The following is a 24,264-nucleotide window of genomic DNA, read 5'->3' as shown; positions in this document are numbered from 1 at the left end:
CCGCGTGATTAGCACTCCTGCCATTCTTTATGCTCCCGGCATCAAAGCGGCTTGCGGAGGTTTCGGGGCCACCTTCAGCATGTACTCATGAAGCTGCTCGAGCGAGTACCCTTCGCCGTATCCCTGGCCGACTGACCGCTCCTCCCAGCCACCGATGATGTCCTGGATTTCCTTCGGCACCTTCGCGTGTCTCAGACGGTCGCGCATGGCATGTCGGAATGAGTGAGAGGTCTTGTCGTTCTTGAGGAGCGTCTTCAGCCACTTGTTGATGGTGTTGCCCGCATAGACAGCCTTCAGTTCCCCATCCCGGAGATACCTGGGGAATAGCCACACAGAAGGGGTCATATCTCGCTTCAGAGGGGCCGCCAGGGCTCGTTGTGCTGCCCACAGGGCCTCACCTACCAGCGGAATCTTACGCTCGCTGTTGGGCGTCTTGAGCGTTCTGCCGAGCTTCGGGTGCGGCTGAATGATGATGTGAGGCACGGGGCCGTCCAGGACCACATCAGACCGCAGGAGCCCAGCGATTTCCGCAAGGCGTGCCCCAGTGTCCGCCTGGAGGGCAATGATGTGACGAGGGGTGTCGTCTTTCTTCCGGCAGGCCTCGGCCACCTTGCGAAGCTCCTCGGCCGTGTACGGAAGGCGTTCCTTGGTGTCCAAGTGCTCCTGGGCAATCTGGATGCCCTCGAAGGGGTTGTTCCGCCCGTGAACGTCGAACTCCTTGAGGCCACGGTTGAAGACGGCCACCACGGTGTTGAGATTGCGCCTCACGGTCTGGGTCTTATTGCCTCTGGAGAGCATCGCTTCCACAAGTTTATGGGCATGGTCTCTGCGGCAATCTGTCAACGGAAGGTCGCCAATGGTCATGTAGACCTGGGCAAATACCCTATCTGCGTCAGCCTTGAACTTGGGCGCTTGGCCTCGCTTGTGGAGCCTTAAGTAGATTTCCAAGGCATCACTCAGGCGGGGTTCAAGGATTGTGTCTCCCTCCTTCAGGAGTCGGACGGCCTCCCGCTCCTCAGGGGTCCAGAGGTCTTCAACATCGATGTGGTCGCGATAGGCACCGTGTCGAGCATCAGTGTAGGTCTGTCCGTACCGCCGCTCAAAGTAGCCATCCAGGGTCGCCCCCGGGTCCTCCCATATCTCAAGCTTCCGCCCCAGGTCGCCCGGGTTGAGGTTCAATGCCACCAGGAGGTGCTTGGCTGCCTCACGGACAGCTGAGGTGGTTCCGCCAGGTGCTTCTTGGCCCTTCAGTGTGGCCCAAAGGACATCATCTGCCTTCGCCAGCTTCGCAGCCGCGACCGCTGCAACCTTCGGATCACGGGTCTTGAGGCTCCTACGGATCTGAGCCTTACCCCCATGATGGGGCTGGGCGTGTTTGGGAATCCGTCGGATGTACCAAAGGACCCCATCGCCCTTGAAGTCGTGAACGTAGCGGGTCGTCACCACCAGCCAGCCGAAATCGAGGAACTTCCGAGCCACGGGTACACCCAAAGTTACACCTTGGACACCCCTTGATGGCCCTTAAGCTCCTCTCAATACGACACAAAATCAAGTTGTGGCGGTGCCGGCGGAGGGGATCGAACCCCCGACCTTCGGTTTACAAAACCGCTGCACTACCGCTGTGCTACACCGGCAGGCGCCCTGAAACCATTGAGGAAATTGGCGGTTTCGGTGCGTCAGGAGCGTCTTTGACTACGATTGTAGGCGTTTCGTCAAGGCACAGAACTCGGCACACTCCGTTCACTGCTCGTTCGCGTTGCCCTTCGAGCGAGCCCAACAGGCCGGCTCCCGAGGAAATCGGGGGTCGGCACAAGAGTCGGCACACTTTACGGCACAGGATCGAATGGCCAAGGACCCTGCGACCGTCTCCGAGCTGTTTGAGGCGAAGGAGATCACCGACCAGGAGTTGGGAGGCTTGCCGAAGACCCGACGGGCGTGAACGGGACCTGTTTGACGGCCCGGCCGCGTTCCACCTCCTCGGCGAGGAAGATGACGAGATCGTCGCCTACGCCAGGTTCCTGCCGACGACGAGGCCACACCTTCTCTCGCACCTGTACCCTGAGATCATGCAAGGCGGCTCCGCTCCGAAGGGACCGGCGATCTACGAATGGACACGCCAAGCGATCGTCGCGAGGAGACGTGAGATGCCGGATGCCGACCTATTCGCCGCGGCTGTTTCTGGTGCCATAGCGCTGGTGGTCCATGCTCTGAATCTCGACGGTTTGCTCATCGAGTTCCATCCCGCGCATATCCCGCGGCTGCTCGACACCGGCTGGGATGTCCGACCGCTCGCCCTTCCGACCTCCTACGAAGGCTCCAAGATCGTCCCGGTCTACGCCCGGGCGACCGGCCGCACCCTGAATGCTGCGCAGGCGGCCTTCGCGGCTTGGCCAAGCGCTCAGCTTCGCCTGCCGCACGGCCTCGTGGGGCGCGGGCAGCTCGAAGCCACAATTCAGTAACGTTCGGACCGCCGAGAGGAGCACGACCGATGTCACTCGCCGCGCAAAGCGTGCCGTTCTTCCGGGTGTATCGCGAGGTCACCTTGGCCCTTTACACCACTCTCGTGGAAGAGCTCTGCAGCTCGCCAGGCTTGCCGTATCAGTTCGCCACCACGCTTGAGGATATCGGGCAGGGCTTCATGAAGCTTGCCGACAGGGTCAACGGCGAACTCGAACGCCGTAGCCTCCTCGACCGCGAAGTCGAAGCCGAGCATACCGTCGAGGCCAAGATTGAAGCGTTTCTGGCCCGCACGTTCGTCACTCACCGGGATCCGTTGAGCAACATGCCAGGCGAGGCGGCGAACGCGGGGCTGGATCGGGCGCTCGTTGAGCAAGCGCTGAAGATCGCCCTCACGATGACCCACGATCTACCGGTTGTTCAGCCTAGCTGAACAGCGGATCTATCGCTTTGCCTTCTCCGTGGGATGACACGGCGCAAGGCGGGCCGACGCCACGCCGAAGGTCCTACCGCCTCAGGGCATCCGCCCGCGCTCGGATTTGCATCGGCGCTCGCTAGCGCGCTGCCGACCGAGCTTCGACCGCCACCACGATCGCCGAGCGTGCCGAGCTGCCCGGTCGTGACTGAGCCGCATAATCTATCTTTGGATGGCGATCTCCTCGCCAGGCTGCATCATCCTGCCCGAGGGGACCCGCGGTGCCGGCGAGCCGCCCGACGACCTCGAAGGCGATCGACGCGATGGTCGCGCTGGAGCCCAGGTCGAAGTCGGGCGAGGCGAGGTAGGCGGTGCCGTTGTAGGGCAGCGCGGCGGCCGGGTAGCGCGCCAGCGCCGGCCCCCAGGGCTGCTGCGGCGTGTCGCCGGGGATGAGGCTGAGGAAGTTGGTCGGGAACGGCGTGACCGACTGGCCGCTGAAGACTTCGCCGATGCCCTGGACCGGCCCCTCGGCGAGGCCGAACATGATCCAGGTCGAGTAGGTGTAGCCGGTGCCGCCGTGGCGGCCGCCACCCTTGCCGCCCGCCTTCTTGCCGCGCTGCGCGTGGGTCTGGAAGCCGTCGGACCAGATGACGTTCGGCGCGATGCGGTTGGTCCCGTAGACGACCGGGATCGGCAGCGCGCTCGAGGCGGTCTGGACCTGCAGGCCGGTGTAGTCCGGCCGGACTGTGCGCTGCTTCCCGCCGAACAGGCTCATGGCAGCCTCAGACCGGGTCGGCCTCGGCGGTCGCGCGGGCGGCCCAGAGGCTGAAGAAGCGGGGGGGCCGGCCGGGCTCGGCGAGGACGGGGTTGCGCATGATCGGCTCCTCGATCACGGCCTGGGCCGGCGAGAAGGCGTGCACCAGCGTCAGTGGCTCGGTCGCCGTGACGATGCCGCCGTGGGCGTAGGCGCGGCCGTAGCGGAACACCACGACATCCCCGGGCTGCGGGTGCTCAACTTCGGTGGCGCGCTCGAACACGAAGCCGAGGTAGCGCTCGTCGTCGCGGTGGAGGTGCCAATCCTGCGGGTAGGGGCGCGGGTCGAAAGTCGGCACGAGGCCGGCATCGACGAACACGCGCACGAGGAGCATGCCGCAATCGACGCCGACGCCGCGCAGGTCGGCGCCGGGATGGTAGGGGGGCCAAGCCAGCCTCGTGCCTCGCGCACGAGGATCCGGCGCACTCCATCTTCAGCGAGCATTCGGAGCCCTCGACGCGCTGCATCCCCGGTCATGTCATCGCGCGCTGAGCCCTACTCTCTGGCAGACGAGCCCAGCTAAGCGATCCGGATCTGACGCCGGATCCAGGCTCGGTATGTCTGCTTCGCGTGGTTTCCTGCCTGTCTTCTTGCGGTCGGCGGATGAACTGAAGCGGACACGGCGGCGGGACATGCTCACGACCGCGAGCGGACCTCGATATCTCCCGAAGGCTGGATGCTCCTGCTACGATCCCTCGATGCGCCCCACATCGCTGTCCCCATCTCCTTCGACTGCGCGGATCAAGCCTTCCGCCCTCGACCTGATCGGCCATACGCCACTGATCGCCCTCGACCGCATCCACCGTGGCCCCGGCCGCATCCTGGCGAAGGCCGAGTTCATGCAGCCCGGTGGGAGCGTCAAGGATCGGGCGGCCCGTGCCATCGTCCTTGCCGCGCGTGAGGACGGGCGTTTGGCCCCCGGTGCGCCCGTTGTGGAGATGACCAGCGGCAACATGGGAGCCGGTCTCGCGGTGGCCTGCGCTGCACTGGGACATCCCCTCGTGGTCACGATGTCCGCCGGGAACAGCCCCCAGCGTGCCCGGATGCTCGAAGCGCTCGGGGCCGAAGTTATTCTGGTGCCGCAGATCGACGGAGCAGCTGGGCAAGTCACCGGGGCGGACGTAGACGCGGCGGCTGATGCGGCGGCGCGCATCGCGGAAGATCGGGGCGGCTATTACGTCAACCAGTTCCACGCGCCGGAGTGTATGCGCGCCCACCGCGAAACGACCGGGCCGGAGATATGGGAGCAATCCTCCGGCCAGGTCGATGCCTGGGTGGCCGCTGTAGGGACCGGTGCGACTTTCCTCGGAGTGGCGGCGGCATTGAGGGAACGTAATCCCCACGTGATCTGCGCCGCCGTCGAACCGGAGGGATGTCGCCCCCTGGCGGGATTATCAGTCACAAAGCACCGCCACCTCATCCAGGGCACAAGCTACGGAAGCATCCCCCCACACTGGAATGGTGATCTGATGGACCTGTCTATTCCCGTAACCGATGAGGAGGTGGAGCGCTGGCGTAGAGGGCTCGCGACGCAGGAGGGCTTGCACGTCGGCTACTCGGCCGCTGCCAACGTAGCTGCGGCTGCTGCGCTGTTGTCGTCCGGACGCCTTCCAGCCGACGCAATCGCCGTGACCGTGCTGTGCGATACAGGCTTGAAATACTGAGGCCCACATCCCGCGCCGATCACGCCGATCCGAGGTTGCCGGACGGAGACGAATGTCCGCTTCCGGGAAGCGCCCGCGGCGGTGCGGGCGACTGACATGGGTCGAAAGCAGGCCGTCCGCTCAGGGTGGTTTTGCGACGGTCCGCTTTTGGACGGAGAAGCATCGAAGCGGACGTCGCTGCCGTGCCTGCTTCCGACGCCGGGCGGGCTCCCAAGGGACCTGCTTATAGGCATTCAGCAGCGCAGATTTCGGCGCGGTGGTTGGTGGTTTCATCGGGCGCCTGTTGTAAGATCGGAACTATGCCCGGCATCTTCGATTGGCTCAGCAACCGTAGGTCGTCCGAACAGCGTGGCCCTGCTGTCGCGGCGCACTCGGATATGGCAGCTGGGGATGCGCCCGGCGAACTCTATGCCCTTCTCTCGGCTCGGCTTGGCGACTACCCGCCCGACACGCCGCTCCATCGCGGTGATCCAAGGGGTCTGACGCCGGAGCAACGCGCCGAGAACCTAGCTCAGTTTCTCGCCCGCGACCCCAATCGGATCGCCGTCCTCGTCTCTTGGCTTGCCCGAGAAGGGCTCGACGGAGCGGCGGTGCTGAAGGGCGACGAAGCGGCGCTGGCGGAGGGTCGACGGATCGATGCGTGGCTTGCCGGCTGGGTCCCGCACCGCCCCTTCGATCTCGTTCTGGGCGATAGCGAGGTCGGTCCGCCGCGCGCCCGCTGGTTTGCGAGCGACCGCGCGGGTGCGGATCTCGTGTTCAGCTTCGTCTCCGATCTGGCACGGCTCAACGCCGCGGCCATCGCTGCAGCTGATCCGTTGTTCTCTTGGGCGGTTGTAGAGGATGCGCTCGAGGCTGCGGCCACCGCCGACCCGGTCGACAACCCCCATGGGGAGCCGAGTGACCGGCGTTACCACCTCTGTCTTGTCAGGGACACTCACGACGGCTCGATGCCGATTGTCCTCGACGTACCGCTCGCGATGCTCTGCCTGGTGCATGGGCGCATGTCGCCGCTCGGCCTACCGGTACCGGCGGAGTTCCCGATCGGGCTGCATGCGATCCGGTCGGGCGCCTATGCTTGACAGCCTTCTTCGCGAGCGATCGCAAGCTGCAAGAGCTGCTCGGGGTGGAAGGCGGCTTGTCCGCTTCCAAAGAGCAGCGGCATCGAAGCGGCCGTAATTGCCTCCTCGCCCAAAAATATTACACCAAACAGGGCGGTCGAAATTCTGTTGTCGAGATTTTCCGGGTGCGCCTATCAATCCAAATCGAAAAAACAAGTAGCTCGCCTTATCATGATTAAGGTTCAGAGCGGGCGAATGTTGGCGCTTCGATGGCCTTCAAACAGCAGAACGCGCCCGATTTTGCCAGCTCGTTCAGGGCGCACCGGTCGAGCGTGGGTGTCCGCACATCTCAAATTGATGATGTGGGCGCTAACAGCTACTGGAATAGAGCCTTTGACCGATCTTTTGCTTCGGTATTTAGCTGCCCCGATCCAGCGCACCACCCAGTGCTCTCGCCCTCGGCGCAAGGCCGGGGGCTGCTCCAACTTGACTATACGCCAAGTCAGACGTCTACCATCGCGCTTGGCTGAAGACATGAGTGTGGCCCCCGATGACTTCTGATACGAGGGTCAGTCAGTTGCGCTCTTTCCTTTGACGGACTTTGATCTTCATCAAACCACGCGAGGTCCATAGCGCGTGAACCATGTCCTCCCTATCAGGCGTCGCCTATCAGCCTGTTCAGTGGGGCGGTGGGGCCCACGTACCCCGAGACTGGGAGGCGCGCCGGCTGGATGAGGCGGGCAGCAACCAGACCGCCAAGCGATCGAACGGCTGCTTACAGGCAACGCGCCAGCTGCCATGAATGGAGAGGTTGGGTCGGTAGCTGGCCGTCCGCTCGGGGTGGAAAGCTTCCGGTCTGCTCATCGATTGGCAGCCCGGGAAGCTGCCGTCGCCCCAGCCATGGTCGTGTTCGGAAGGGGCTCAGGCTTTCGCGACGACGGGAAGCCGGAAGGGCGCTCCGAGTCGATTAAATGCGTTCATCGCCGCGATGGCGATCGTGAGGTCCACGAGATCCTTTGCCGTGAAAGCCGCGCTCGCGGCCGCATAGGCTTCGTCGGAAGCGTGCGTCTCGCTGACCAGTGTGACTTCCTCCGCCCACGCGAGCGCAGCTCGGTATTGGTCGGAGAACAGGTGGGGCACCTCGGCCCAGACTGGAACCAGGGCGACCTTCTCGAACGGCATCGTCTTGAGGAGATCACGGGAATGTAGGTCGATGCAATGCGCGCAGCCATTGATCTGCGACACGCGCAAGAAGACGAGGTGGATCAGTTCGTGGGGAAGGTCGGTGCCCGTGGTGATGTAGTGGTGGATGCCGAAGAACGCCCTCGCGCCCTCCGGCGCCACCTCAGTCCAGACTAGCCGCTTGTTCTGACTCATGACGGATCCCGGTGCTCGGAACGCCGGAGATCGACGTTCGAAGCTACGACGAGCTGGCCCGCAAAGATGTGACATGCCACGCCACATTCCTGCTCGACAGGCGGACACGTGGCTCGTTCACGCTCGGACGTCCGCTTCGAAGCAGTCTCTCCGAGGCATCCGCCGACCGGATTGGGTCGACCGCGGAAAGTCCCTTTGCGAGGGATCGGTCAACCTCCGCATCCCGCCCTCAGCGACATCTCCGCAGCCGCCGCTCCGAGGATTTTGAAAGCGGCCACTTCGAGGCCCGCTCAGCGGGGCTATCGCGCGTGAGGGATCGTCACGGCTAGGCAGTTTGGGTTAAAGCAGCATCCGGTTGGGCGTCCGATAGAAGGCGCCTGGGAGTTTGTAGGGAGCCAACTTGGCCGACGATGCCACGCTGCGCCGACTGCTCGCTGGTATCGCCCGGGGAGAGGCAAATCGGCTGGCCGAACTCTACGATCTCACGAGCCCGAAACTTTACGGCCTGATCCTGCGTATCCAGCGTGACCGTGGCTTGGCCGAGGACGTGCTTCAGGACGTCTACATGCGCATCTGGCAGGCCGCGGGCAGCTACAAGCCCGAGGCCGGGCCGCCGCTGCCGTGGCTCTGCACCGTCGCCCGCAATCGCGCCATCGACAGCGTACGGCGGAAGGTCGAGCATCAGGGCCCGGAATTGGATACCGGCGAGGATTGGGTGGCGCGGCTGATCGATCCGCACGATGGGGCGGCAGATTTCATGGACCGGAGCGCCCTCCTGGCCTGCCTCGGCCGTCTCGACCCCAAGCACCGGGACTGCGTCGTGCTGGCCTATTGCGAAGGGCAATCTCGGGAGGATTTGGCGCGGCACTTCGACCGGCCGGTCAACACCATCAAGACTTGGCTGCACCGGTCACTCGCAGGCCTCAAGTCCTGCCTGGAGGCTGTCTCGTGAGCGGCAGCGGCCAGCCCGGCATGGACCCGACGTCCGAGCATGACATGCGCGCGGCCGAGTACGCCCTCGGGACACTCGACGCGCGGGAGCGGGCGGCGCTGGAGCGCGAGGCGAGCCAAGACCCCGGCACGGCCAGCCGCATCCGCGAGTGGGAGCGGCGCCTGGCGCCGCTGATGGAGGCCGTGCCGCCCGTGGCGCCGCCGCCGCGGGTCCGCGAAGCGCTGCTGCGCGCGCTGCCAGACGCGACCGACGTAGCGCGAGGTGAGCTTCGCCACCTGCGGCGGCAGGTGAGGCGCTGGCGGATCGCCGCGGCAGGGTCAGGCCTGCTCGCCGCGGGCCTCGCGCTGTTCGTGGCCGTCGGGCCGTCACGAACCCCGGCGGGAGGGCGCTATCTGGCTGTCGTGCAGGGAGGCGGGGCGCTGCCGGCGCTGATCGTGCGTGTCGACACGCAGACCGGCCTCGCAGAAGTCAGGCCCGTCGGTGCCGACGCGCCCGCCGGGCGGAGTCTGGAATTGTGGTACGTCGGCGCAGGAGGGGCAAAGCCACTCGGCCTCGTCGGAGCGGCGCCAAGTCAGGTGAGGCTACCGCAGGACACCGCACCGGACGGGGTAATCGCGGTCTCGGTCGAGCCGCCCGGAGGCTCACCGAGCGGCCAACCCACGGGTCCGGTGATCTACACCGGCAAGCTCATCGCCGAATGACCGGGCGCGGCGGGCACGCCTGCCGGCGCTCGCGTGATCTGAAAGGCCACGCGCTGTCGAGGCCCGCAGCCCTCACGGGCCGCGGGCACTGCGCGTTACGGCATCAGCACGGCGTTGATGACGTGGATGACGCCGTTCGACTGCATGACGTTCGGGATGGTCACCGTCGCGGTGTTGCCCTTCTGGTCGGTGACGAGAACCTTCTTGCCCTGCACCTCGACGGCGAGTGGTTCGCCCTCGACGGTGGTCAGCACGCCCTGTCCACCCCCCTTCTTGGCCAGCGCCATCAGGTCCTTGGCGGTGTAGACACCCGGGACCACGTGGTAGGTCAGGATCTTCGTCAGCGTCGCCTTGTTCTGCGGCTGCACGAGGCTTTCCACCGTGCCCGGCGGCAGCTTGGCGAAGGCGGCGTTGGTCGGCGCGAACACCGTGAACGGGCCCGGGCCGTTCAGCGTATCGACGAGGCCCGCGGCCTTCACGGCAGCGACGAGGGTGGTGTGATCCTTCGAATTGACCGCGTTCTCGACGATGGTCTTCTGGGCGTACATCGGCGCGCCGCCGACCATCGGGTTCTTGGCGTAGGCCGCGCCGCTGGCTCCGAGGCTGAGCGCGAGGGTCAGGGCGAGCGCCTGGGCCGTGCGGCGGCCGGTGTTCTGAGTGAGCATCGTGTTTCCTTCAGTCCGAACCCCGATGAACGGGGCAGCGTGGGCCCTTACGAGGCCATCGGAGAGAAAGTTTCGCGGGATGAATGCAAACGGCCGGGAGGCGATCGCCTCTGCTCCCATCCCGTCTGAACGAACCTGAAATCGCCACAGACGGCGATTTTCAGCATCCAGGGTGACGATGGTGGCGCCGGAGCCGGGCCGGAACGCCTGCGTCAGGAGCCCGTCGAAGGACAGGGCCGAGGTCGAGCGGTCGACGGTTCCGAGCGCCGCGGCGGTCTGGGTGCCCGCGGCCGTGGCGGTGATCAGGACCGAGGTGATCGTGGTGATGGCGCCCAGCACCTCGGCGCCGGCCGGGCCCCAGAACCACGCGTAGCCGAGCGCGCCGGGCACCGGGTCGACCGAGGCCGCGATCGACCCGGTGGCGCCGGTGGTCGCGACCGTGGCGGCGGCCGAGCGGGCCGCAGCGCCGCCGCCGAACACGTCGGTCGAGCCGTCCGCGTTGGTCCGGGTGATGGTCGACTGGATGCCGTCGGCGACGGTGCCGTTGATCACGCCGTCGAGCGCCAGCGCCACGGCGATCACCGACCAGGTCTGGGCGGCGAGCGCGCCGCCGGTGGCCGCGCCGGACAGAGTCGGGGTCGGCGTGGTGCCGAGCGCGAGCGAGGTGTTGCCGCCGAGCAGCATCGCCTCCTCGCCGAGCATCAGGCTCTGGAGCCCGGTACGGGCGGCGATGGCGCGCACGTCGTCGAAGCCCTGCGCGGCGTACTGGGCCTCGAACTCGACGTTCGACTCGATGCCGATGCCCTTGTAGCTGGCGGTGTAGTCGGCGGTAGCGACGACCTGCACGCCGCCGCGGTTGCCGCCGAGACGTCGATGCGCATCCCGGAGACGTTGATGCCGGTGATCGCCCGCCACGCGGCCTGGATGCCGCCCTTGCCCGAGACGCGCGGGATCGCGTTTCGCAGGGGCGTGAGCACCGGGTAGAGCGACTTCGCGCCGAGTTCGAGGTCGTAGCAGGTCAGGCCGGAGGTGGGCGAGCTGGCCGGCGCGAAGGTCGACTTCTGCAGATCGATCCCGAGCTGCGCCAGGATCGGGTCGGTGAGCGGCTTGGCCTGCGCCTCCTTGAGGAGGGCGAGGACGTCGACGTGCTGGGTCATGGGGCGTGATCCTGTGCGGATGCACGGCCGCGCCGGCGCTGACCCGTCCCCGGGGCGCGGGACATCGGACGTAGAGGGGGCATGGGCCCTGCGGCCCGTCGGGGGACGCGCGCGATCCGTCCCCGGACCGACGGCGCGTCGAGAGTGGTCGATGTGCGGTGTGTCGGACGGTACGCGTCAGACTGACGGTTTCGACACCGACGGTCTGCCTGGGTGGAATTCTGCCGGTCCCCTTTCGGGCGGCCGTGTCTATCGACGGATCGCAACTCCGTGATCATGCGAGCGATACGCACATGGTTGCAGCATATTATATACAATACGCGTCCGGACCTTCATTCCTCGCCACCGGGTGGTGTCGGGGGCGCCTAGGCCTCAAATGCAACCGCTTTTTTCGACAGAAAAGATCCACCCTCGGAACGCGTTCCGCCAGTGGCGCGAAATGGTCTGTGAACAGCTGGTCCCGGTGGAGTTGAAGACCGTCGACGAGGCCCCGTTCAAGGGCAGCATAGCCGCAACGAATATCGGCGCCGTGCCGATTTCACACTTCGCACACACGGCCATGCGCAGCGAAACGACGGCCGACGCGGCCCGGCGCGACGACCGGTCCGATCGGGCCTACGCGGTCCTGATGCTCTCCGGCCGGGCTATCGCCCGACAGGGCGACCAGGAGGCGGAATGTCGGATGGGCGACCTTTTCGTCCTCGACGCACGCCCGGCCGTCGTCCAGACGGAGACGAGCAGTACCCTGATCCTGGATCTGCCGCGCGATCGTCTGGAAACCGCACTGGGCCCGTCCCGGCTGTTCAGCGCCCTCAGGGTCGGCGCGGACCACGCCTCCACGACCTTGGCGCGGACGTACATCCAGGATTTGGTTGCGGTCGCCGATCGGCTCGGCCCCGACGCGGCCGCCCGCTTGGCGTCGATCGGGATCGACCTAATCGTAGCCAGCCTCGCCGAACGGATGGCGCAGGAGGTACCGCGTTCCATACACGGCAACGTCACGGTCCAGCGTGCCAAGGCCTATGTTGAGACCCATCTGGGCGATCCGAGTTTGGATCCACCACAGCTCGCCGCCGCAATGGGGCTGTCGCTACGCCGGCTGCAGGAGCTGTTCCACGAGCGCGGCCGGCACATCTCCGACTACATCTGGGAACGCCGCTTGGAGGTGGCAGCCAAGCGCCTGACCGACCCGGCCTGTGCACACCTGTCCGTCGGCATGCTGGCCTACGCCTGTGGCTTCAGCAGCCAGGCGCATTTCGCCCGCCGCTTCAAGGATCGCTACGACGTGAGCCCCCGTGAATACCGGCAGGCGCACACGCAGGACCTGCGGTCGGTTGCGACCGCTCTCGGGCTGTCGCCCTAGCGGCTGAGTGACGGAAGCGGGTCGCTATCGGACTGTCTGCTCGGTGTGGAAGGGAGATCGGCCGCTTCGGAGCTGCGGATACATCGGAGCAGACATGGCCGGTGAAGCCGCTCAGGCCGCTCGATGCAGGGACGAGGGTTCGCTCTCAGGCGTTTGCTGAAACGCTGTAAAAGTGAGGGCATGAAATACATCCACTCCCACCTCTGGCCAGGGGTGCCGTTGGCCCTCGTTTCGGCCGTCTTGTTCGGTGCCTCCGCTCCGTTCGCGAAGCTTCTGCTCGGCACCGTCTCGCCGCAACTGCTTGCTGGGCTTCTCTACCTCGGCGCGGGCATCGGCCTGGCAATCGTGCATGTCAGCCGAGCTACCTTTGGCGTTCCAGCCCAGGAAGCTCCGCTCCGCCGGCATGATCTGCCGTGGCTGGCAGCAGTCGTGCTGTTCGGTGGGTTGGCCGGGCCGCTTCTGCTGATGCTGGGTCTGTCGCACACCTCTGCCGCGTCTGGCTCGCTGTTGCTCAACCTCGAAGGCTTGGCGACTATGCTCATCGCGTGGGTGGTGTTCCGGGAGAACGTTGATCGCCGTCTGATACTGGGTGCGTTCGCCATCCTCGTGGGCGCGGTCGTGTTGTCGTGGAACGGTGAGGGTGTGCGCCTCGATGCGGGCGCGGCGTTGATCGCCGCCGCCTGTCTGGCCTGGGGCATCGACAACAACCTGACCCGCAAGCTCTCCTCGTCCGATCCGGTTGTCACGGCCACGATTAAGGGGGTGGTTGCGGGCAGCGTCAACGTGGCTCTGGCGCTGATGTTGGGCGCGGCAATGCCATCCTTGGCAATGATCGGCGCAGCGGCGGTGGTCGGCTTCCTCGGTGTCGGGGTGAGCCTCGTCCTATTCATGCTGGCCTTGCGCCACCTCGGTGCAGCGCGCACTGGGGCCTACTTCTCACTTGCGCCTTTCATCGGCGCGGTGATTGCCGTCGGGCTGCTAGGCGAGCCGGTGACGGTGCAGCTCGTCGTGGCCGGCGCGCTGATGGGTATGGGTCTGTGGCTGCACCTCGCAGAGCGCCACGAGCACGCGCACCTCCATGAGACGATGGAGCACGAGCATGCCCACGTCCACGATGAGCACCACCAGCATCATCACGATGGGCCGGTGACGGAGCCACACTCCCATTGGCACCGCCATGAGCCGCTACGGCACACCCATCCTCACTACCCCGACCTCCACCATCAGCACGGTCATGTTTGATGGGGCTGGAAGCGGCTGCTTTCGAGATGCGGCGATAGCCGCCGCCGTGGCTGGGTCGGGTCGCGATCGGTCGCAAGTGATCGTACGCAGGCACCGGATCTGAGCGCCTCAGCGGGCGAGCGCGAGCTGCTGCGGGTTCTGGTGCGAGACCTTGATCAGCCGATCCGCGCGCGCCTCCGGGCTCATCTTGGCTGGGTGGTCGCGGATCGCGTCCACGGACGGAATGTCAGATGAACCGGAATCACCCGCGCTGCCCTTCGTGACCGCGCGGCCCACGAGATGGCGCGGCACGGGCTGATCTCCCATCATCTCCGCGAGTGCCGCGATCTGCGGCAGCACCTCGTCGGTCAGCGTCTTCTGCAGTGCGTCGCGCTGGCCGGTCATCTTGGCGAGTTCGACCCGAACCGCTTCGACCGCATCGCTGCCCTTGGTCGGGTCGGCGCCGGCACCCCTCTCGGCCGACTCACAGGTTGCCCCGAGGTCCCAGGCGTCGTCATGCATGCGCTGGATCCGCTCCTGGTCCGCCCGGCTGTTACGCGCCCCGATCTTGGCGAGCGCCCGTCCGGCGGGGCTATCGGGCGCGACCGCCTTCACCAGCGCATCGTAGGCGGCGTCCGAGAGCGGGCCAGCGGCCAGCGCCATCGCGGCGTCGGTCGGCGCATCGTCCATCAGGTCCGCGATCTCAGCCGCCACCAGGGCCTGCAGGAGGGGCACGCCCTGCGTGGCCCCGGCCTCCATCTGCCGGGGCAGGGACGCGTCGCCGTCGGCGTAAACCACGTCGAGCACCGCCGACCCGCGTCGCGCGAACTCGGTGTACCCGTCGCGCCGGCTCGTCAGCCCCGCCCGCACCTGCACCGGAACGTCAGGCGCCGGCGAGCCTTGGGGGATCGCGCGATCGGGGGAGGCCGCGAAGCGGGGGAACCAGGGACCTGCATGCGGCTTGGCTCGGCATGCCCGGAAAGACGCCCGCCAAGAAGAAGCCGCCGAAGGTCGTGGTCGACGGGAAGCCGCCCCGCAAAGTGGGGCTGCCGACGCAACTGGCCGCGATCCAGACCCGGTACCGCAGCGCGCTGCTCGACGCGGCCGACCTGCCCTACGCCGAGCAGGGCGACCGCATCCGGTCCGCGTTGGCGACGCTCCTTGCCGAGAAGGCCGCTCTCGGCGTGACGGACGGCGAGGACGCTGCGGAAGGGGAGTAGGCCTACCGCCCCATGCCGCGCGCGGGGGAAGCCCGGGCCGTCGGAATCCGGGCCCGGTCAGCGCGTCGGCGCAGGCGTCGCCCCGGCTCCCCAGCCTAGGGGCGGGATCCGGATCGGGAGCGCTCGCACAGCGATGTGTCTCGGGAACGGTGCGGAAGAGTCCGCGCATTGGGGGAGGGCGGCCTGGTCCCGCTCGCCCCGCCGCCGCGCGATGATCTCGGTCGGGCGGCCCCGCTCGTGGAAGGCTCGACGGCCCGCGGCAGGTCGCCCGCATTGGCTAACGCACGAAGCTGGATCGCGCGGTTCGGCCGGCCGACGTGAAGACGGCCGAGGCCGCCCGATGCCCGGCCGCCGCTACATCGACGGCCGCGCCGGCTCGTCGAGCACCACCCCGAGATTGCCTGCCGAGCGCCAGACCACGCGCGCGCTGATGCGCTCCTCGGTCTGCGGGATCTCGAGCATGAAGGTCTCGGGAAGACCGAAGACGCTGTTCACGCGGAGCTGCGCTCCGCCCGGCGATCGATCCAGGACCCTGCAGCCCACTGGCCGGCCGAAATTCGGCACGATGCGCCCGGTCAGATCCGTCTCGGCTCTCGGGCGGGCGCGTCTCTCGATGGGCATTTCAGGGCACTCAACTCTCTAATCCGCCCCAGATTATCGCCCCTGTCTCTGCTGAAAGTCTTGAATCGCACATTTGGCGACGGGTCGCACTTCACGCGTGCCGCGGCCTGCCTTCCGGGGCCTCCCCGCGCGAGCGGCGAAGGGACGGCATGGGCGCGCTCATGGTCGTGCTACCAGCGACCCGCTGTCGGCTCATCCAGGGCAGGCTTGTCGTCCGGAACGAGGTGCCGCAGGGGGGCATCGGACCAGTTCTGGCCCGGCTGCGGCATAGCCCAAGCCAGGGCCGCGATGGCGGCAAGGCTGAAGCCGGCACAGAGCAGCGCCGCCGCGATATGACGGCCCGGCGCGTGCTGACGCCACGCGCGTTCCACCAGCACGTAACCGGCGCTCCAGGTCAGAACGACCAGCAGCGGGAAGAGGCCGAGCAGCATCGAATTCATCGGCGGCCCCTCCTAGCGACTGGCGATCTGGGCGACGATGCCGAAATCGAGCCCGTCCGGCCTCGGCTGTGCGTGCTCAGTTTCGCCGCGGGGGTCTGCATCGATCGCGGATGCTTGGCGCGCGGGCGAGCTTTCCCACGCCTTCACGGTGCTCGCTGTCCCGAGGAAGGCGAGCCCGAGGCAGCCGACCCCGAGGAGCCTCATGCCGCGACGAGGCTTCTGATCCGCGCGTTCATGAGCCAGAACGTCGTGCACGGCGGCACGCCTGGCGGCACAGTCATTGAGCATGATGTCCTCCGTCCTCCGCGAGATATCGCGGGCTTGGACTGAGGGATAAGAGTCGCGATTTACGGGGCGATGTCGTGTTTGTTGCGGACGAAATCTTGGCTACTCGAGTTCCACACCGTCACGGTCCGTCGCGCGAGCGGTCTCGAGCGGGGGAGCGGCGTGGCGGCCCGAGCTCGGCGCGCCCGTCCAGCGTGTGGAGGTGATCGGGCCGAGGCTGCGCAGCCTCGCGCCAGAAGAAGTCGGCCTGGTCGCGATCGAGGCACCCATCCGGCGCGCCCGCGCGCTCGGATGTCTCGGTCGCGACCCGCGCGATGGCGGCCCGATCGCTCAGGACGACGTCGCGCGGGCCGCGCGCGAGGTCGTCCGGGTGAGACAGGTCGCGCAGCACGTCGGCCGGGACCCGGCACGGAACGACGCGGCCGCCGAGCGATCCGAGGCGGACGTGATCGAGCGTCTCCGGATCGATGGGAGACACGCGCCTCGCGGCTGCGGGACCGACGCAGCCTGACCGAGGGCGGTTCAGACGGTGATGTCCACCACGCGCTCCTGCAAAGCGGGCAGCTCGCGGCCGTCCGCCGGCGCTCGGGAGTCGGTGGACGCCGGCACCGGCATCGTGACGGTATGCAGCCCCGCCCTGTGCGCGATGGCGGCTTCGGCACGCGCCGACTGGATCATCTCCGTCGCCTTCACGGGGCCGACGGCGTTGATCGAGGTGGTGATGGTCATGGCTCCGACCTCCTCACCGAGGATCAGAGCACACGATCCGTGATCGAACGATTTCGGCGATCCATTCAACTCGACGCATCGCCGCCGGCCCGCGTCGCGCGGACCTCATCCCTCCGCCCTGTCGCCCTGACCCTGCTTGGCCCCGCCATTCGGGTCCGTGCTGTCCTCGCCACTCGCGGAGCCGCTCCCGTGACCCTGCGGGGTGAGGCGCGGGCGATCAGGGGTGAGATCCTCGGGCTTCGTGCCTTTCGCTTCGTCGGGCATGGGCGTCCTCCTTCCCGGCGAACCCCAGGCGCGACCGAAAGTTTCGGCGGCAGGCCTGGGTCCGGCTGTCCGGCCGTGCCGTGCGCGTCGGCGAGCACAGCGTCAGCCCGGGTTCGCGCTCGGGCCGGACCGCGCCCTCCAGGGTCACGCCGACACGCCGCCGGCCGTCGGCTGCAGGACATCGCGCGAGGCGCCGCCCGGGCGGAGCGCCATCAGCCCTATGCTGGCCGATACGACCGCGAGCATGAGCAGCAGGAGCAGGGCTTCTCGCAGCTCGGGCCCGTGCCCCTCGGTGTGACGGAGCGCGAACGCGCCGGCGGCGAGAACCGCGATCAGCGCGACCGGGACGACGAGTATCACGGGCATCGGGCGCTCCTGGCGAGCACACAACGTTCGCTCAAACCAGAAGTTGCTGCGCGGGGCGCCTGCCGAGGCTCGAGCTGTGCGCTCCGGCGGGTCCGGCCTCAGTGGCCCGAGCGGCGGATCAGGCTCTTGAGGCGCTGGTCGGCGGTGTCGAGGCGATCGGCGATCCCCCGCCGGATGCACTTGCCGACGGAATCGCCGGCGTAGAACCCGACCGTCTGGTCCTGGTTGCGGCAGGACTGGACCGGCGGCCACGCCACCACCCCCGCCACGACCAGAAGCACGACGAGGCTGTCGACGACGAGCCAGCCCTTCCAGCCGAGCCGGAAGCCGCGCCGCCGCTCGGGCGCCCGGCTCCGGCGCTGGGGGCGGTTCGCGCCGTCCGGGCCGACCCGCGCCATGCGGGCGCGGAACTGGGCCTCCTCGACGGCGTCGGAGGCGCGGGTTGACGAGGCCGGCAGGAGCGGGCGGGTGGACATGGCGGCCTCACGGAGGTCGGTTCGGGGCGGATCGGGGGCGCGGCGCGGAAGGGTCTGCGGCGGTCGCTCAGTTGATGAGCCGCTTCAGGAGCGCGAGGTTGTCCTGGATCGACAGGACGTTGCCGAGCATCTCGGTGCGGGCGCAGGCCCCGGCCCCGACGAGCCCCAGCCAGCCCGCCGCCGGACGGGCGCTGCAATCCGCGAAGCTGCCGTACAGGAACAGCCCGGCCGGCACCGCGAGGAGGGCGAGCTTCGTCAGCGAGAAGAACCGCCCGAGGCCCCCGCGCGGACGCCGGGCGTCGCGGTCGTCGTCCCAGTCCCGGTCGTCCGGCTCCCAGCCGTAGCGGTCCGCCCGATACGCCGCCGCGTCGATGTCCCGGTCCCGGCGATACATGGCGTTCCGTGCTCGGTCTGATCCAGTCGGACCGAAGGTGCCACGCTTTCGTGAAGCTCAACCTAAGAGCAATGTTTAAGTTCTTCCGAACCGGTCCCGCCCAGGTCAGGCGGCGAGCGCCCGCTTCACGGTGGCGCGGAGATCCGCCAGGGAGAAGGGCTTGGTCAGCACGTCGGTGACGATGGCGTCGAGCCCGCGCGCGCGCTCGCGCTGGTCGGCGAAGCCGGTCATCAGCAGGATGGTCAGGTCGGGGAAGTCGCGCTTGGCGGCGAGGGCCAGCGCGATGCCGTCCATGAGCGGCATGCGGATGTCGGTGAGCATCAGATCGAAGCCGCCGTCGGCCTCGTTGAGGCGGTCGAGTCCGTCGCTGCCGTCGTTGGCCGTGACGACCGCGTGCCCGTCGATCTCGAGCCCCCGCTTGAGGAAGCCCCGGACGGTCTCTTCGTCATCCACCAGGAGGATGCGCGCCATGTGGTCCCGTAACCGTCCCCGAAATCCGCGCGCGACCCGTCGCGACGGCGCGCGCGCCCAAACGCCGACAGACACAGACGAATTCCCCGTCTGTCAAGTCGTCGCAGGCCGAATTGTCCCTCGGGTCGCGGCGCGCGGCGAAAATGCCGCGCTGCGGGAGCGGTCAAGCGTCGAACAGGTCCGGGTCGCCGTCGCCGTAATCGACCACGCCCACGAAGGGCAGCTGGCGGAAGGCGTGGGCAGCGTCCATCCCGTAGCCGACGACGAACACGTCGGGACAGGTGAAGCCGACGAAATCCGCGTCGATCGTCACGGCGCGCTTGCCGGGCTTCTCCAGCAGCACCGCGGTGAGGACCCGCCGGGCGCCGCGGGCCATCAGCAGGTCCTTGGCGAAGACGACGGTCCGGCCCGATTCCAGGATGTCGTCCACGAGCAGCACGTCCCGCCCGCGCACCTCGCTCTGCACGTCGCGCAGGATCTCGACCTGCCCGCTGGAGACGGTCCCGGTGCGGTAGCTCGACAGGTGCACGAACTCGACCTGCGGGGCGAGCCCGACCCGGTGCAGCGACCGGAGCAGGTCGGCCGCGAACATGAAGCTGCCCTTGAGCACTGCCACGACGAGGAGGTTCTCGGGCCGCGCGGCGAGGATCTCCCGGGCGAGCTCGTCGTTGCGCTTGGCGATGGCCGCCTCGTCGAACAGGGTCCGGACGCGCCGTTCAGGGATGCTCATCTCTCGTGTCCCGAAGCCCGTTGGCGCGGCGGGATCCGACGCCGCGCTCGAAGACGGTCTTAGCGTCCCGGGCGCGCGCGGGGAACTCCGGATCCGCTAGGCCGGTCCCGCGCCGTTGCGGCAGGCGGCCGAGAGCCGCCGTCGACGCGGCTCAGGCTTCGGCCGCCTGCCGGAACGGGCGGAGCAGGCGGGTGAGCCCGCGCCGGCGCGCCGGCCGGGCCGGACGCCGCGCCCCGGCCAAGTCCACCTCTGGCCCCGGCTGCGCTTCGATCCCGTCCGCCTCGTCCCCGTCGTCGGGCTCGACGTGACGGACCTCCTCCAGGACATCCGTCACGATGCGCGGGATGGGCCGCGCGTGCTCCTCCAGGAGCAGCGAGGCGGTCCAGAGGCGGCTCGCATTCGCGAGGGGCAGCTTTCCCTGCGTCAGACGCTCCATCAGCATCCGGTCCGCGAGCGAGGCCGCGAGGGCGCTCACGATCTCGAGCTGATCCTGCTGTGTCGTGCTCTTCATGGCAGTCTTCACGCTAACGATAATAGTCTTCTCCCAGCCATGACTGTATGCGAGCAAATTTGGCGATTCTATAACATGCGCGGGCGCTGGAGCGGCCGCCTGTGTACAGGCCGGCTTCCGCGCGAGGACCGGTCCGGTCGACTCCGATCGGGTCGGGGTCCGGGCCGGCCCAGATCCGGCGCGGCGCCGTCCGCACACAAGCAAAAGGGGCTGGCGATCCGCCAACCCCTCGCGCTGTCGAGCTGAATGGATGGTACCACCGCCCCGGCTCGAACGGGGGACCCCCAGATCCACAATCTGGTGCTCTAACCAACTGAGCTACGGCGGCACTGGCGCGGGGTGTATCGTGGGCCGCGGCAGTTTTCAAGGCGATGTGTGCACGGGATTTCGACTTCGTGGATAGCGCCGTCCGGGTCCCCCGCGCCGGGACCGGCCGCGCCCCCGCGACACCGCCCGTTTGCAACGGGATCGGACCCGGCTGTAACTGCGACGGCGGGGTCGACGCGGCGGCGGCGCCGATCGGACGGACCGGAGGCGAGGGGCGGACCGTGAGCGCGCGACAGCCAGCGGCCGCCGCCGGCGGGAACAGGGCGCCCGGCAACGGATCGGCCGACGTGCCGGCCCGATCGGCCGCCGGGCCGGGCCGGCGGCCGCGCCGGCGCTGGGCGGGGGCTGGCCTCGTCCAGGCCCCCGGACGGCTCCGCAGCCTTGTCCGCCGGAGCGAGGGCGGCCTCGTCGCCCTCGCGACCCTGGTGGGCTGCGTCGCCGGCGTGGCGGTCTCGGCCATGACCTGGATCACCCAGACCCTGCGCGAGCTGCTCTACCAGCTGCCCGCGGGCGCGCGCCTCAGCGCCGTCGACGCCGTGTCGCCGGCGCTCCTGCTCGTGGGCCCGTGCCTCGGCGGCGCCGTCCTCGGCCTGCTGATCGTCGCCGCCAACTACGTCCGCGGCCCGCGCAGGCGCCCGGCCATCGATCCCATCGAGGCCAACGCCCTGCACGGCGGCCGCATGTCCCTGCGCGACAGCCTCTACCTCGCCCTCCAGAACGTCATCTCGAACGGGTCCGGCGCCTCGGTGGGCCTCGAAGCCGGCTACACACAGATTGCCTCCGGCCTCGCCTCGCGGCTGGGCATCGCCTTCGAGGTGCGGCGCAGCGACCTGCGCACCCTGGTGGGCTGCGGCGCGGCCGGGGCGATCGCGGCCGGCTTCGGGGCGCCGCTCGCCGGCGCGTTCTACGCCTTCGAGCTGATCATCGGCACCTACTCGATCGCCACGCTGACGCCCGTGGTCGTCGCGGCGCTCTGCGGCAACCTGATCTCGCGCGCCCTGATCGAGGCGCAGCCGCTCGTCGATCTCGGCGACATGCAGGCGGTCACGACCTCGCACGTCACCAGCCTGGAGATCCTGCCGAGCCTCGCCCTCGGGCTGTTCTGCGCGGGCCTCGGCATCCTGATCATGCGCGGCGTCACCCTGGTCGAGCGCCTCGTCCAGGCGTCCGGTGTGCCGCGGGTGGCGGCGCCCGCCTTCGGCGGCCTGTGCGTCGGCGCGCTGGCGCTGCTGGCGACGCCGCAGGTGCTGTCGGGCGGCCACGGCGCCCTGCACATGCACTTCGCCGCCGAGGGGCAGGGGCACGGCATCGCGGTCCTGGCCGCGCTGTTCGCCGCCAAGGCCACGGCCTCGGCGATCTCGATCGGCTCGGGCTTCCGCGGCGGCCTGTTCTTCGCGTCCCTGTTCCTCGGGGCCATCGCCGGCAAGCTGTTCGCCGCCCTCGCCCCGGTGCTGGTGCCGCCGCTGGCGGATTTCGGCCTGACGCCGCTCGCCTACGCGGTGATCGGCATGAGCGCCCTCGCGGTGGCGGTCATCGGCGGCCCGCTCACCATGACGTTCCTGGCGCTGGAGGTCACCGGCAGCCTGCCGATCACCGGCGTCGTCCTGGCGGCGGTGATCGCGTCCTCCCTCACCGTGCGCAAGACCTTCGGCTACTCCTTCGCCACCTGGCGCTTCCACCTGCGCGGCGAGAGCATCCGCAGCCCCCACGACGTCGGCTGGATCCGCTCGCTGACCGTCGGCCGGCTGATGCGCCGCAATCCCGGCACCGTGGCGCTGGACACGCCGCTGCCCACCTTCCTGCGCGCCCATCCCCTCGGCTCGCCCTCCCGGGTGATCGCCGTGGACGGGGGCGGGCGCTACGCCGGCATCCTGAACGTGCCCGAGGCGCACGCGGCCGCCCGGGATGCCGGCGCCGACGCGCAGCCGGTCCTCGCCGACCTGCTCCTGCACGCGGACGATTTCCTCACGCCGGGCATGAACGCCAAGGACGCCGCCGCCGCCTTCGACAGGACCGAGAGCGAGGCGCTCGCGGTCGTCGAGAGCGCCGAGAGCCGGAAGGTGCTGGGCCTGCTCACCGAGAGCCACACGCTCAAGCGCTACAGCGAGGAGCTCGACCGCCAGCGCCGGGCGATGGCGGGTGAAACCGACTGATTGTCAGGCCGTGGTGTTGACCCGGTGCCGGCGCGGACCAATCACCTGACGCCGGCGACCCGGGCTCCGCACGGGGCCGCCCTCGAGACGCGTGGAGGATTCATGGCCACTCCGGAGAACAGCCAGCAGCGCCGCTACCGCATCGCGGTGATCCCCGGCGACGGCATCGGCAAGGAGGTGGTGCCGGAGGGCGTGCGCGTGCTGGAGCAGGCCGCCAAGCGGCACGGCTTCAGCCTCCAGCTCGACTGGTTCGATTTCGCCAGCTGCGACTACTACGAGCGGCACGGCCGGATGATGCCGGAGGACTGGAAGGCGCGGATCGAGACCCACGACGCGATCTTTTTCGGCGCCGTCGGCATGCCGGAGCGGGTGCCCGACCACGTCTCCCTCTGGGGCTCGCTGATCCTGTTCCGGCGGGAATTCGACCAGTACGCCAACCTGCGTCCGGTGCGGCTGATGCCGGGGGTGAAGTGCCCGCTCGCCGACCGGGAGCCCGGCGACATCGACTTCTGGGTGGTCCGGGAGAACACCGAGGGCGAGTACTCGAACGCGGGCGGCCGGATGTTCGCCGGCACGGAGCGGGAATTCGCCCTGCAGGAGACGATCATGACCCGCCACGGGACCGACCGGATCCTCAGGTTCGCCTTCGAGCTGGCCCAGAAGCGCCCGAAGAAGCACCTGACCTCGGCCACGAAGTCGAACGGCATCTCGATCACCATGCCGTACTGGGACGAGCGGGTGAAGGCGGTGGCCGGGGCCTATCCGGACGTGCGGTGGGACCAGTACCACATCGACATCCTGACCGCGCATTTCGTCCTCAACCCGGACCGGTTCGACGTGGTGGTCGCCTCCAACCTGTTCGGCGACATCCTGTCGGATCTGGGGCCGGCCTGCACGGGCACGATCGGCATCGCGCCGTCCGGCAACATCAACCCGGAGCGGGTGCATCCTTCCGTGTTCGAGCCGGTCCACGGCTCGGCGCCGGACATCGCCGGGCAGGGGATCGCCAACCCGATCGGCCAGATCTGGTCGGGGGCGATGATGCTGGAGCATCTCGGCGAGCACGCGGCGGCGGCCGAGATCGTCAGCGGGATCGAGCGGGTGCTGTCCGAGCGGACGCTGCGCACCCGCGACCTCGGCGGCAACGCCGACACGGAGGCCTGCGGCAGGGCGGTGGCGCAGGCGCTGGGGTAGGGCAATCACCCCGGGCCCCCTTCCACGCCCTCATCCTGAGGTGCCCGCGCCGGCGGGCCTCGGAGGAGCATTCCAGGGATCGCGAGACCTCTGGACGGCTCCTTCGAGGGCTACGCTGCGCTCCGCCGCCTCAGGTTGCGGTGCGTGGTCCGGAGACCCGTAGCGGACCGTGGCGTCAGCGCGGGCGGCGGCGCACGCTCACGACGTTGCTCGCCGGCTCGGCCTTGGCGGTCTCTGCC

The 24,264-nt window shown here is 68.4% G+C and carries 30 protein-coding genes, 2 tRNA genes and 1 pseudogene; 12 read left to right on the top strand and 21 right to left on the bottom strand.

Annotated elements, in window-relative coordinates:
• Positions 1 to 27: 27 nt before the first annotated feature.
• Both ME121_RS24115 and ME121_RS24110 read right to left on the bottom strand, forming a co-directional pair.
• Positions 28 to 1,479, bottom strand: coding sequence for a DUF6538 domain-containing protein (locus ME121_RS24115; protein WP_245337778.1), 1,452 nt, complete (start codon positions 1,477 to 1,479; stop codon positions 28 to 30).
• 83 nt (positions 1,480 to 1,562) lie between these two features.
• Positions 1,563 to 1,634 (bottom strand) — tRNA-Thr (locus tag ME121_RS24110).
• 54 nt (positions 1,635 to 1,688) lie between these two features.
• Between ME121_RS24110 and ME121_RS34190 the strand changes: the two are divergent.
• The 3 genes and pseudogenes from ME121_RS34190 to ME121_RS24100 all read left to right on the top strand — a co-directional run.
• A pseudogene (locus tag ME121_RS34190) lies at positions 1,689 to 2,114 on the top strand (acyl-homoserine-lactone synthase); the annotation flags it as partial.
• A 30-nt stretch (positions 2,115 to 2,144) separates the two neighbouring features.
• Positions 2,145 to 2,459 (top strand): hypothetical protein, encoded by a 315-nt coding sequence (locus ME121_RS34185; protein ID WP_244413114.1) that lies wholly within the window; start codon positions 2,145 to 2,147, stop codon positions 2,457 to 2,459.
• A gap of 29 nt (positions 2,460 to 2,488) precedes the next feature.
• Positions 2,489 to 2,890: a hypothetical protein gene (locus ME121_RS24100; protein ID WP_012320947.1), complete on the top strand. Its 402-nt coding sequence runs from the start codon at positions 2,489 to 2,491 to the stop codon at positions 2,888 to 2,890.
• Between the two features lie 121 nt (positions 2,891 to 3,011).
• On the opposite strand, the gene ME121_RS24095 is transcribed toward ME121_RS24100, so the two are convergent.
• Positions 3,012 to 3,647 carry a hypothetical protein gene (locus tag ME121_RS24095; protein ID WP_059409739.1) on the bottom strand — a complete coding sequence of 212 codons (636 nt, stop codon included), beginning with the start codon at positions 3,645 to 3,647 and terminating at the stop codon, positions 3,012 to 3,014.
• Positions 3,648 to 3,654: 7 nt separating this feature from the next.
• Positions 3,655 to 4,020, bottom strand: coding sequence for an NlpC/P60 family protein (locus ME121_RS24090; protein WP_491892879.1), 366 nt, complete (start codon positions 4,018 to 4,020; stop codon positions 3,655 to 3,657).
• Between the two features lie 364 nt (positions 4,021 to 4,384).
• Between ME121_RS24090 and ME121_RS24085 the strand changes: the two genes are divergently transcribed.
• Both ME121_RS24085 and ME121_RS24080 read left to right on the top strand, forming a co-directional pair.
• The gene (locus ME121_RS24085; RefSeq protein WP_012320945.1) at positions 4,385 to 5,350 is read left to right on the top strand and encodes a PLP-dependent cysteine synthase family protein; all 966 of its coding nucleotides are present in this window, start codon (positions 4,385 to 4,387) and stop codon (positions 5,348 to 5,350) included.
• A 299-nt stretch (positions 5,351 to 5,649) separates the two neighbouring features.
• Positions 5,650 to 6,429 (top strand): hypothetical protein, encoded by a 780-nt coding sequence (locus tag ME121_RS24080; protein WP_058607040.1) that lies wholly within the window; start codon positions 5,650 to 5,652, stop codon positions 6,427 to 6,429.
• A 900-nt stretch (positions 6,430 to 7,329) separates the two neighbouring features.
• Here ME121_RS24080 and ME121_RS24075 read toward each other — a convergent pair.
• Positions 7,330 to 7,785: a carboxymuconolactone decarboxylase family protein gene (locus ME121_RS24075; protein ID WP_024829020.1), complete on the bottom strand. Its 456-nt coding sequence runs from the start codon at positions 7,783 to 7,785 to the stop codon at positions 7,330 to 7,332.
• 400 nt (positions 7,786 to 8,185) lie between these two features.
• Between ME121_RS24075 and ME121_RS24070 the strand changes: the two genes are divergently transcribed.
• Positions 8,186 to 8,737: an RNA polymerase sigma factor gene (locus ME121_RS24070; protein ID WP_012320942.1), complete on the top strand. Its 552-nt coding sequence runs from the start codon at positions 8,186 to 8,188 to the stop codon at positions 8,735 to 8,737.
• Complete coding sequence (locus tag ME121_RS24065) at positions 8,734 to 9,438, top strand: anti-sigma factor (RefSeq protein WP_012320941.1); 705 nt, start codon at positions 8,734 to 8,736, stop codon at positions 9,436 to 9,438. Before ME121_RS24070 ends, ME121_RS24065 begins: the two co-directional genes overlap by 4 nt.
• A gap of 95 nt (positions 9,439 to 9,533) precedes the next feature.
• On the opposite strand, the gene ME121_RS24060 is transcribed toward ME121_RS24065, so the two are convergent.
• Positions 9,534 to 10,103: a fasciclin domain-containing protein gene (locus tag ME121_RS24060; RefSeq protein WP_024831186.1), complete on the bottom strand. Its 570-nt coding sequence runs from the start codon at positions 10,101 to 10,103 to the stop codon at positions 9,534 to 9,536.
• 701 nt (positions 10,104 to 10,804) lie between these two features.
• Complete coding sequence (locus tag ME121_RS34180) at positions 10,805 to 11,260, bottom strand: hypothetical protein (RefSeq protein WP_143739246.1); 456 nt, start codon at positions 11,258 to 11,260, stop codon at positions 10,805 to 10,807.
• Between the two features lie 376 nt (positions 11,261 to 11,636).
• Between ME121_RS34180 and ME121_RS24055 the strand changes: the two genes are divergently transcribed.
• A complete protein-coding gene (locus ME121_RS24055) occupies positions 11,637 to 12,623 on the top strand; it encodes a helix-turn-helix domain-containing protein (RefSeq protein ID WP_059409750.1) in 987 nt (328 codons plus the stop codon).
• A 180-nt stretch (positions 12,624 to 12,803) separates the two neighbouring features.
• Positions 12,804 to 13,865, top strand: coding sequence for a DMT family transporter (locus ME121_RS24050; RefSeq protein WP_024829022.1), 1,062 nt, complete (start codon positions 12,804 to 12,806; stop codon positions 13,863 to 13,865).
• 108 nt (positions 13,866 to 13,973) lie between these two features.
• Here the strand turns inward: ME121_RS24050 and ME121_RS24045 are convergent, their stop codons facing one another.
• Entirely contained in the window at positions 13,974 to 14,651 is a 678-nt protein-coding gene (locus tag ME121_RS24045) for a hypothetical protein (RefSeq protein WP_179239948.1), read from the bottom strand.
• A gap of 164 nt (positions 14,652 to 14,815) precedes the next feature.
• Here ME121_RS24045 and ME121_RS24040 point away from each other — a divergent pair, with 164 nt between their 5' ends.
• Positions 14,816 to 15,064: a hypothetical protein gene (locus ME121_RS24040; RefSeq protein ID WP_012320937.1), complete on the top strand. Its 249-nt coding sequence runs from the start codon at positions 14,816 to 14,818 to the stop codon at positions 15,062 to 15,064.
• A 354-nt stretch (positions 15,065 to 15,418) separates the two neighbouring features.
• On the opposite strand, the gene ME121_RS24035 is transcribed toward ME121_RS24040, so the two are convergent.
• The 13 genes from ME121_RS24035 to ME121_RS23980 all read right to left on the bottom strand — a co-directional run bounded on the left by ME121_RS24035 (position 15,419) and on the right by ME121_RS23980 (position 20,679).
• Complete coding sequence (locus ME121_RS24035; protein WP_012320936.1) at positions 15,419 to 15,685, bottom strand: PilZ domain-containing protein; 267 nt, start codon at positions 15,683 to 15,685, stop codon at positions 15,419 to 15,421.
• 170 nt (positions 15,686 to 15,855) lie between these two features.
• Positions 15,856 to 16,125, bottom strand: a complete 270-nt coding sequence (locus ME121_RS24030; protein ID WP_059409737.1) for a hypothetical protein — start codon at positions 16,123 to 16,125, stop codon at positions 15,856 to 15,858.
• A 12-nt stretch (positions 16,126 to 16,137) separates the two neighbouring features.
• Positions 16,138 to 16,413 carry a hypothetical protein gene (locus ME121_RS24025; RefSeq protein WP_012320934.1) on the bottom strand — a complete coding sequence of 92 codons (276 nt, stop codon included), beginning with the start codon at positions 16,411 to 16,413 and terminating at the stop codon, positions 16,138 to 16,140.
• 118 nt (positions 16,414 to 16,531) lie between these two features.
• Positions 16,532 to 16,888: a hypothetical protein gene (locus ME121_RS24020; RefSeq protein WP_053622502.1), complete on the bottom strand. Its 357-nt coding sequence runs from the start codon at positions 16,886 to 16,888 to the stop codon at positions 16,532 to 16,534.
• Between the two features lie 44 nt (positions 16,889 to 16,932).
• Positions 16,933 to 17,139 (bottom strand): hypothetical protein, encoded by a 207-nt coding sequence (locus ME121_RS24015; RefSeq protein ID WP_012320932.1) that lies wholly within the window; start codon positions 17,137 to 17,139, stop codon positions 16,933 to 16,935.
• A 105-nt stretch (positions 17,140 to 17,244) separates the two neighbouring features.
• Positions 17,245 to 17,403 carry a hypothetical protein gene (locus tag ME121_RS34175; protein ID WP_164891368.1) on the bottom strand — a complete coding sequence of 53 codons (159 nt, stop codon included), beginning with the start codon at positions 17,401 to 17,403 and terminating at the stop codon, positions 17,245 to 17,247.
• Positions 17,404 to 17,547: 144 nt separating this feature from the next.
• Positions 17,548 to 17,769, bottom strand: coding sequence for a hypothetical protein (locus ME121_RS24010; RefSeq protein ID WP_012320930.1), 222 nt, complete (start codon positions 17,767 to 17,769; stop codon positions 17,548 to 17,550).
• Between the two features lie 98 nt (positions 17,770 to 17,867).
• Complete coding sequence (locus ME121_RS24005) at positions 17,868 to 18,245, bottom strand: hypothetical protein (protein ID WP_012320929.1); 378 nt, start codon at positions 18,243 to 18,245, stop codon at positions 17,868 to 17,870.
• A 67-nt stretch (positions 18,246 to 18,312) separates the two neighbouring features.
• Positions 18,313 to 18,639 carry a hypothetical protein gene (locus ME121_RS24000; protein ID WP_012320928.1) on the bottom strand — a complete coding sequence of 109 codons (327 nt, stop codon included), beginning with the start codon at positions 18,637 to 18,639 and terminating at the stop codon, positions 18,313 to 18,315.
• A 105-nt stretch (positions 18,640 to 18,744) separates the two neighbouring features.
• Positions 18,745 to 19,110: a response regulator gene (locus ME121_RS23995; protein ID WP_010687322.1), complete on the bottom strand. Its 366-nt coding sequence runs from the start codon at positions 19,108 to 19,110 to the stop codon at positions 18,745 to 18,747.
• A gap of 163 nt (positions 19,111 to 19,273) precedes the next feature.
• Positions 19,274 to 19,840, bottom strand: coding sequence for a hypoxanthine phosphoribosyltransferase (gene hpt, locus ME121_RS23990; RefSeq protein WP_012320927.1), 567 nt, complete (start codon positions 19,838 to 19,840; stop codon positions 19,274 to 19,276).
• Positions 19,841 to 19,991: 151 nt separating this feature from the next.
• Complete coding sequence (locus ME121_RS23985) at positions 19,992 to 20,351, bottom strand: hypothetical protein (RefSeq protein ID WP_012320926.1); 360 nt, start codon at positions 20,349 to 20,351, stop codon at positions 19,992 to 19,994.
• 251 nt (positions 20,352 to 20,602) lie between these two features.
• A tRNA-His gene (locus ME121_RS23980) sits at positions 20,603 to 20,679 on the bottom strand.
• Between the two features lie 457 nt (positions 20,680 to 21,136).
• On the opposite strand from ME121_RS23980, the gene ME121_RS23975 reads away from it, so the two are divergent.
• Together ME121_RS23975 and ME121_RS23970 are read left to right on the top strand one after the other, a co-directional pair.
• On the top strand, positions 21,137 to 22,831 hold the full coding sequence (locus ME121_RS23975; protein ID WP_210383473.1) for a chloride channel protein: 1,695 nt from the start codon (positions 21,137 to 21,139) through the stop codon (positions 22,829 to 22,831).
• Between the two features lie 102 nt (positions 22,832 to 22,933).
• Positions 22,934 to 24,025, top strand: a complete 1,092-nt coding sequence (locus ME121_RS23970) for a tartrate dehydrogenase (protein WP_012320924.1) — start codon at positions 22,934 to 22,936, stop codon at positions 24,023 to 24,025.
• Positions 24,026 to 24,264 lie beyond the last annotated feature (239 nt).

The sequence above is a fragment of the Methylobacterium sp. ME121 genome (genome assembly GCF_000974725.1).
GTDB lineage: Bacteria > Pseudomonadota > Alphaproteobacteria > Rhizobiales > Beijerinckiaceae > Methylobacterium > Methylobacterium radiotolerans.
Note: the sequence above shows the minus strand (reverse complement) of the source record. Positions and strands in the feature narration are given on the sequence as shown.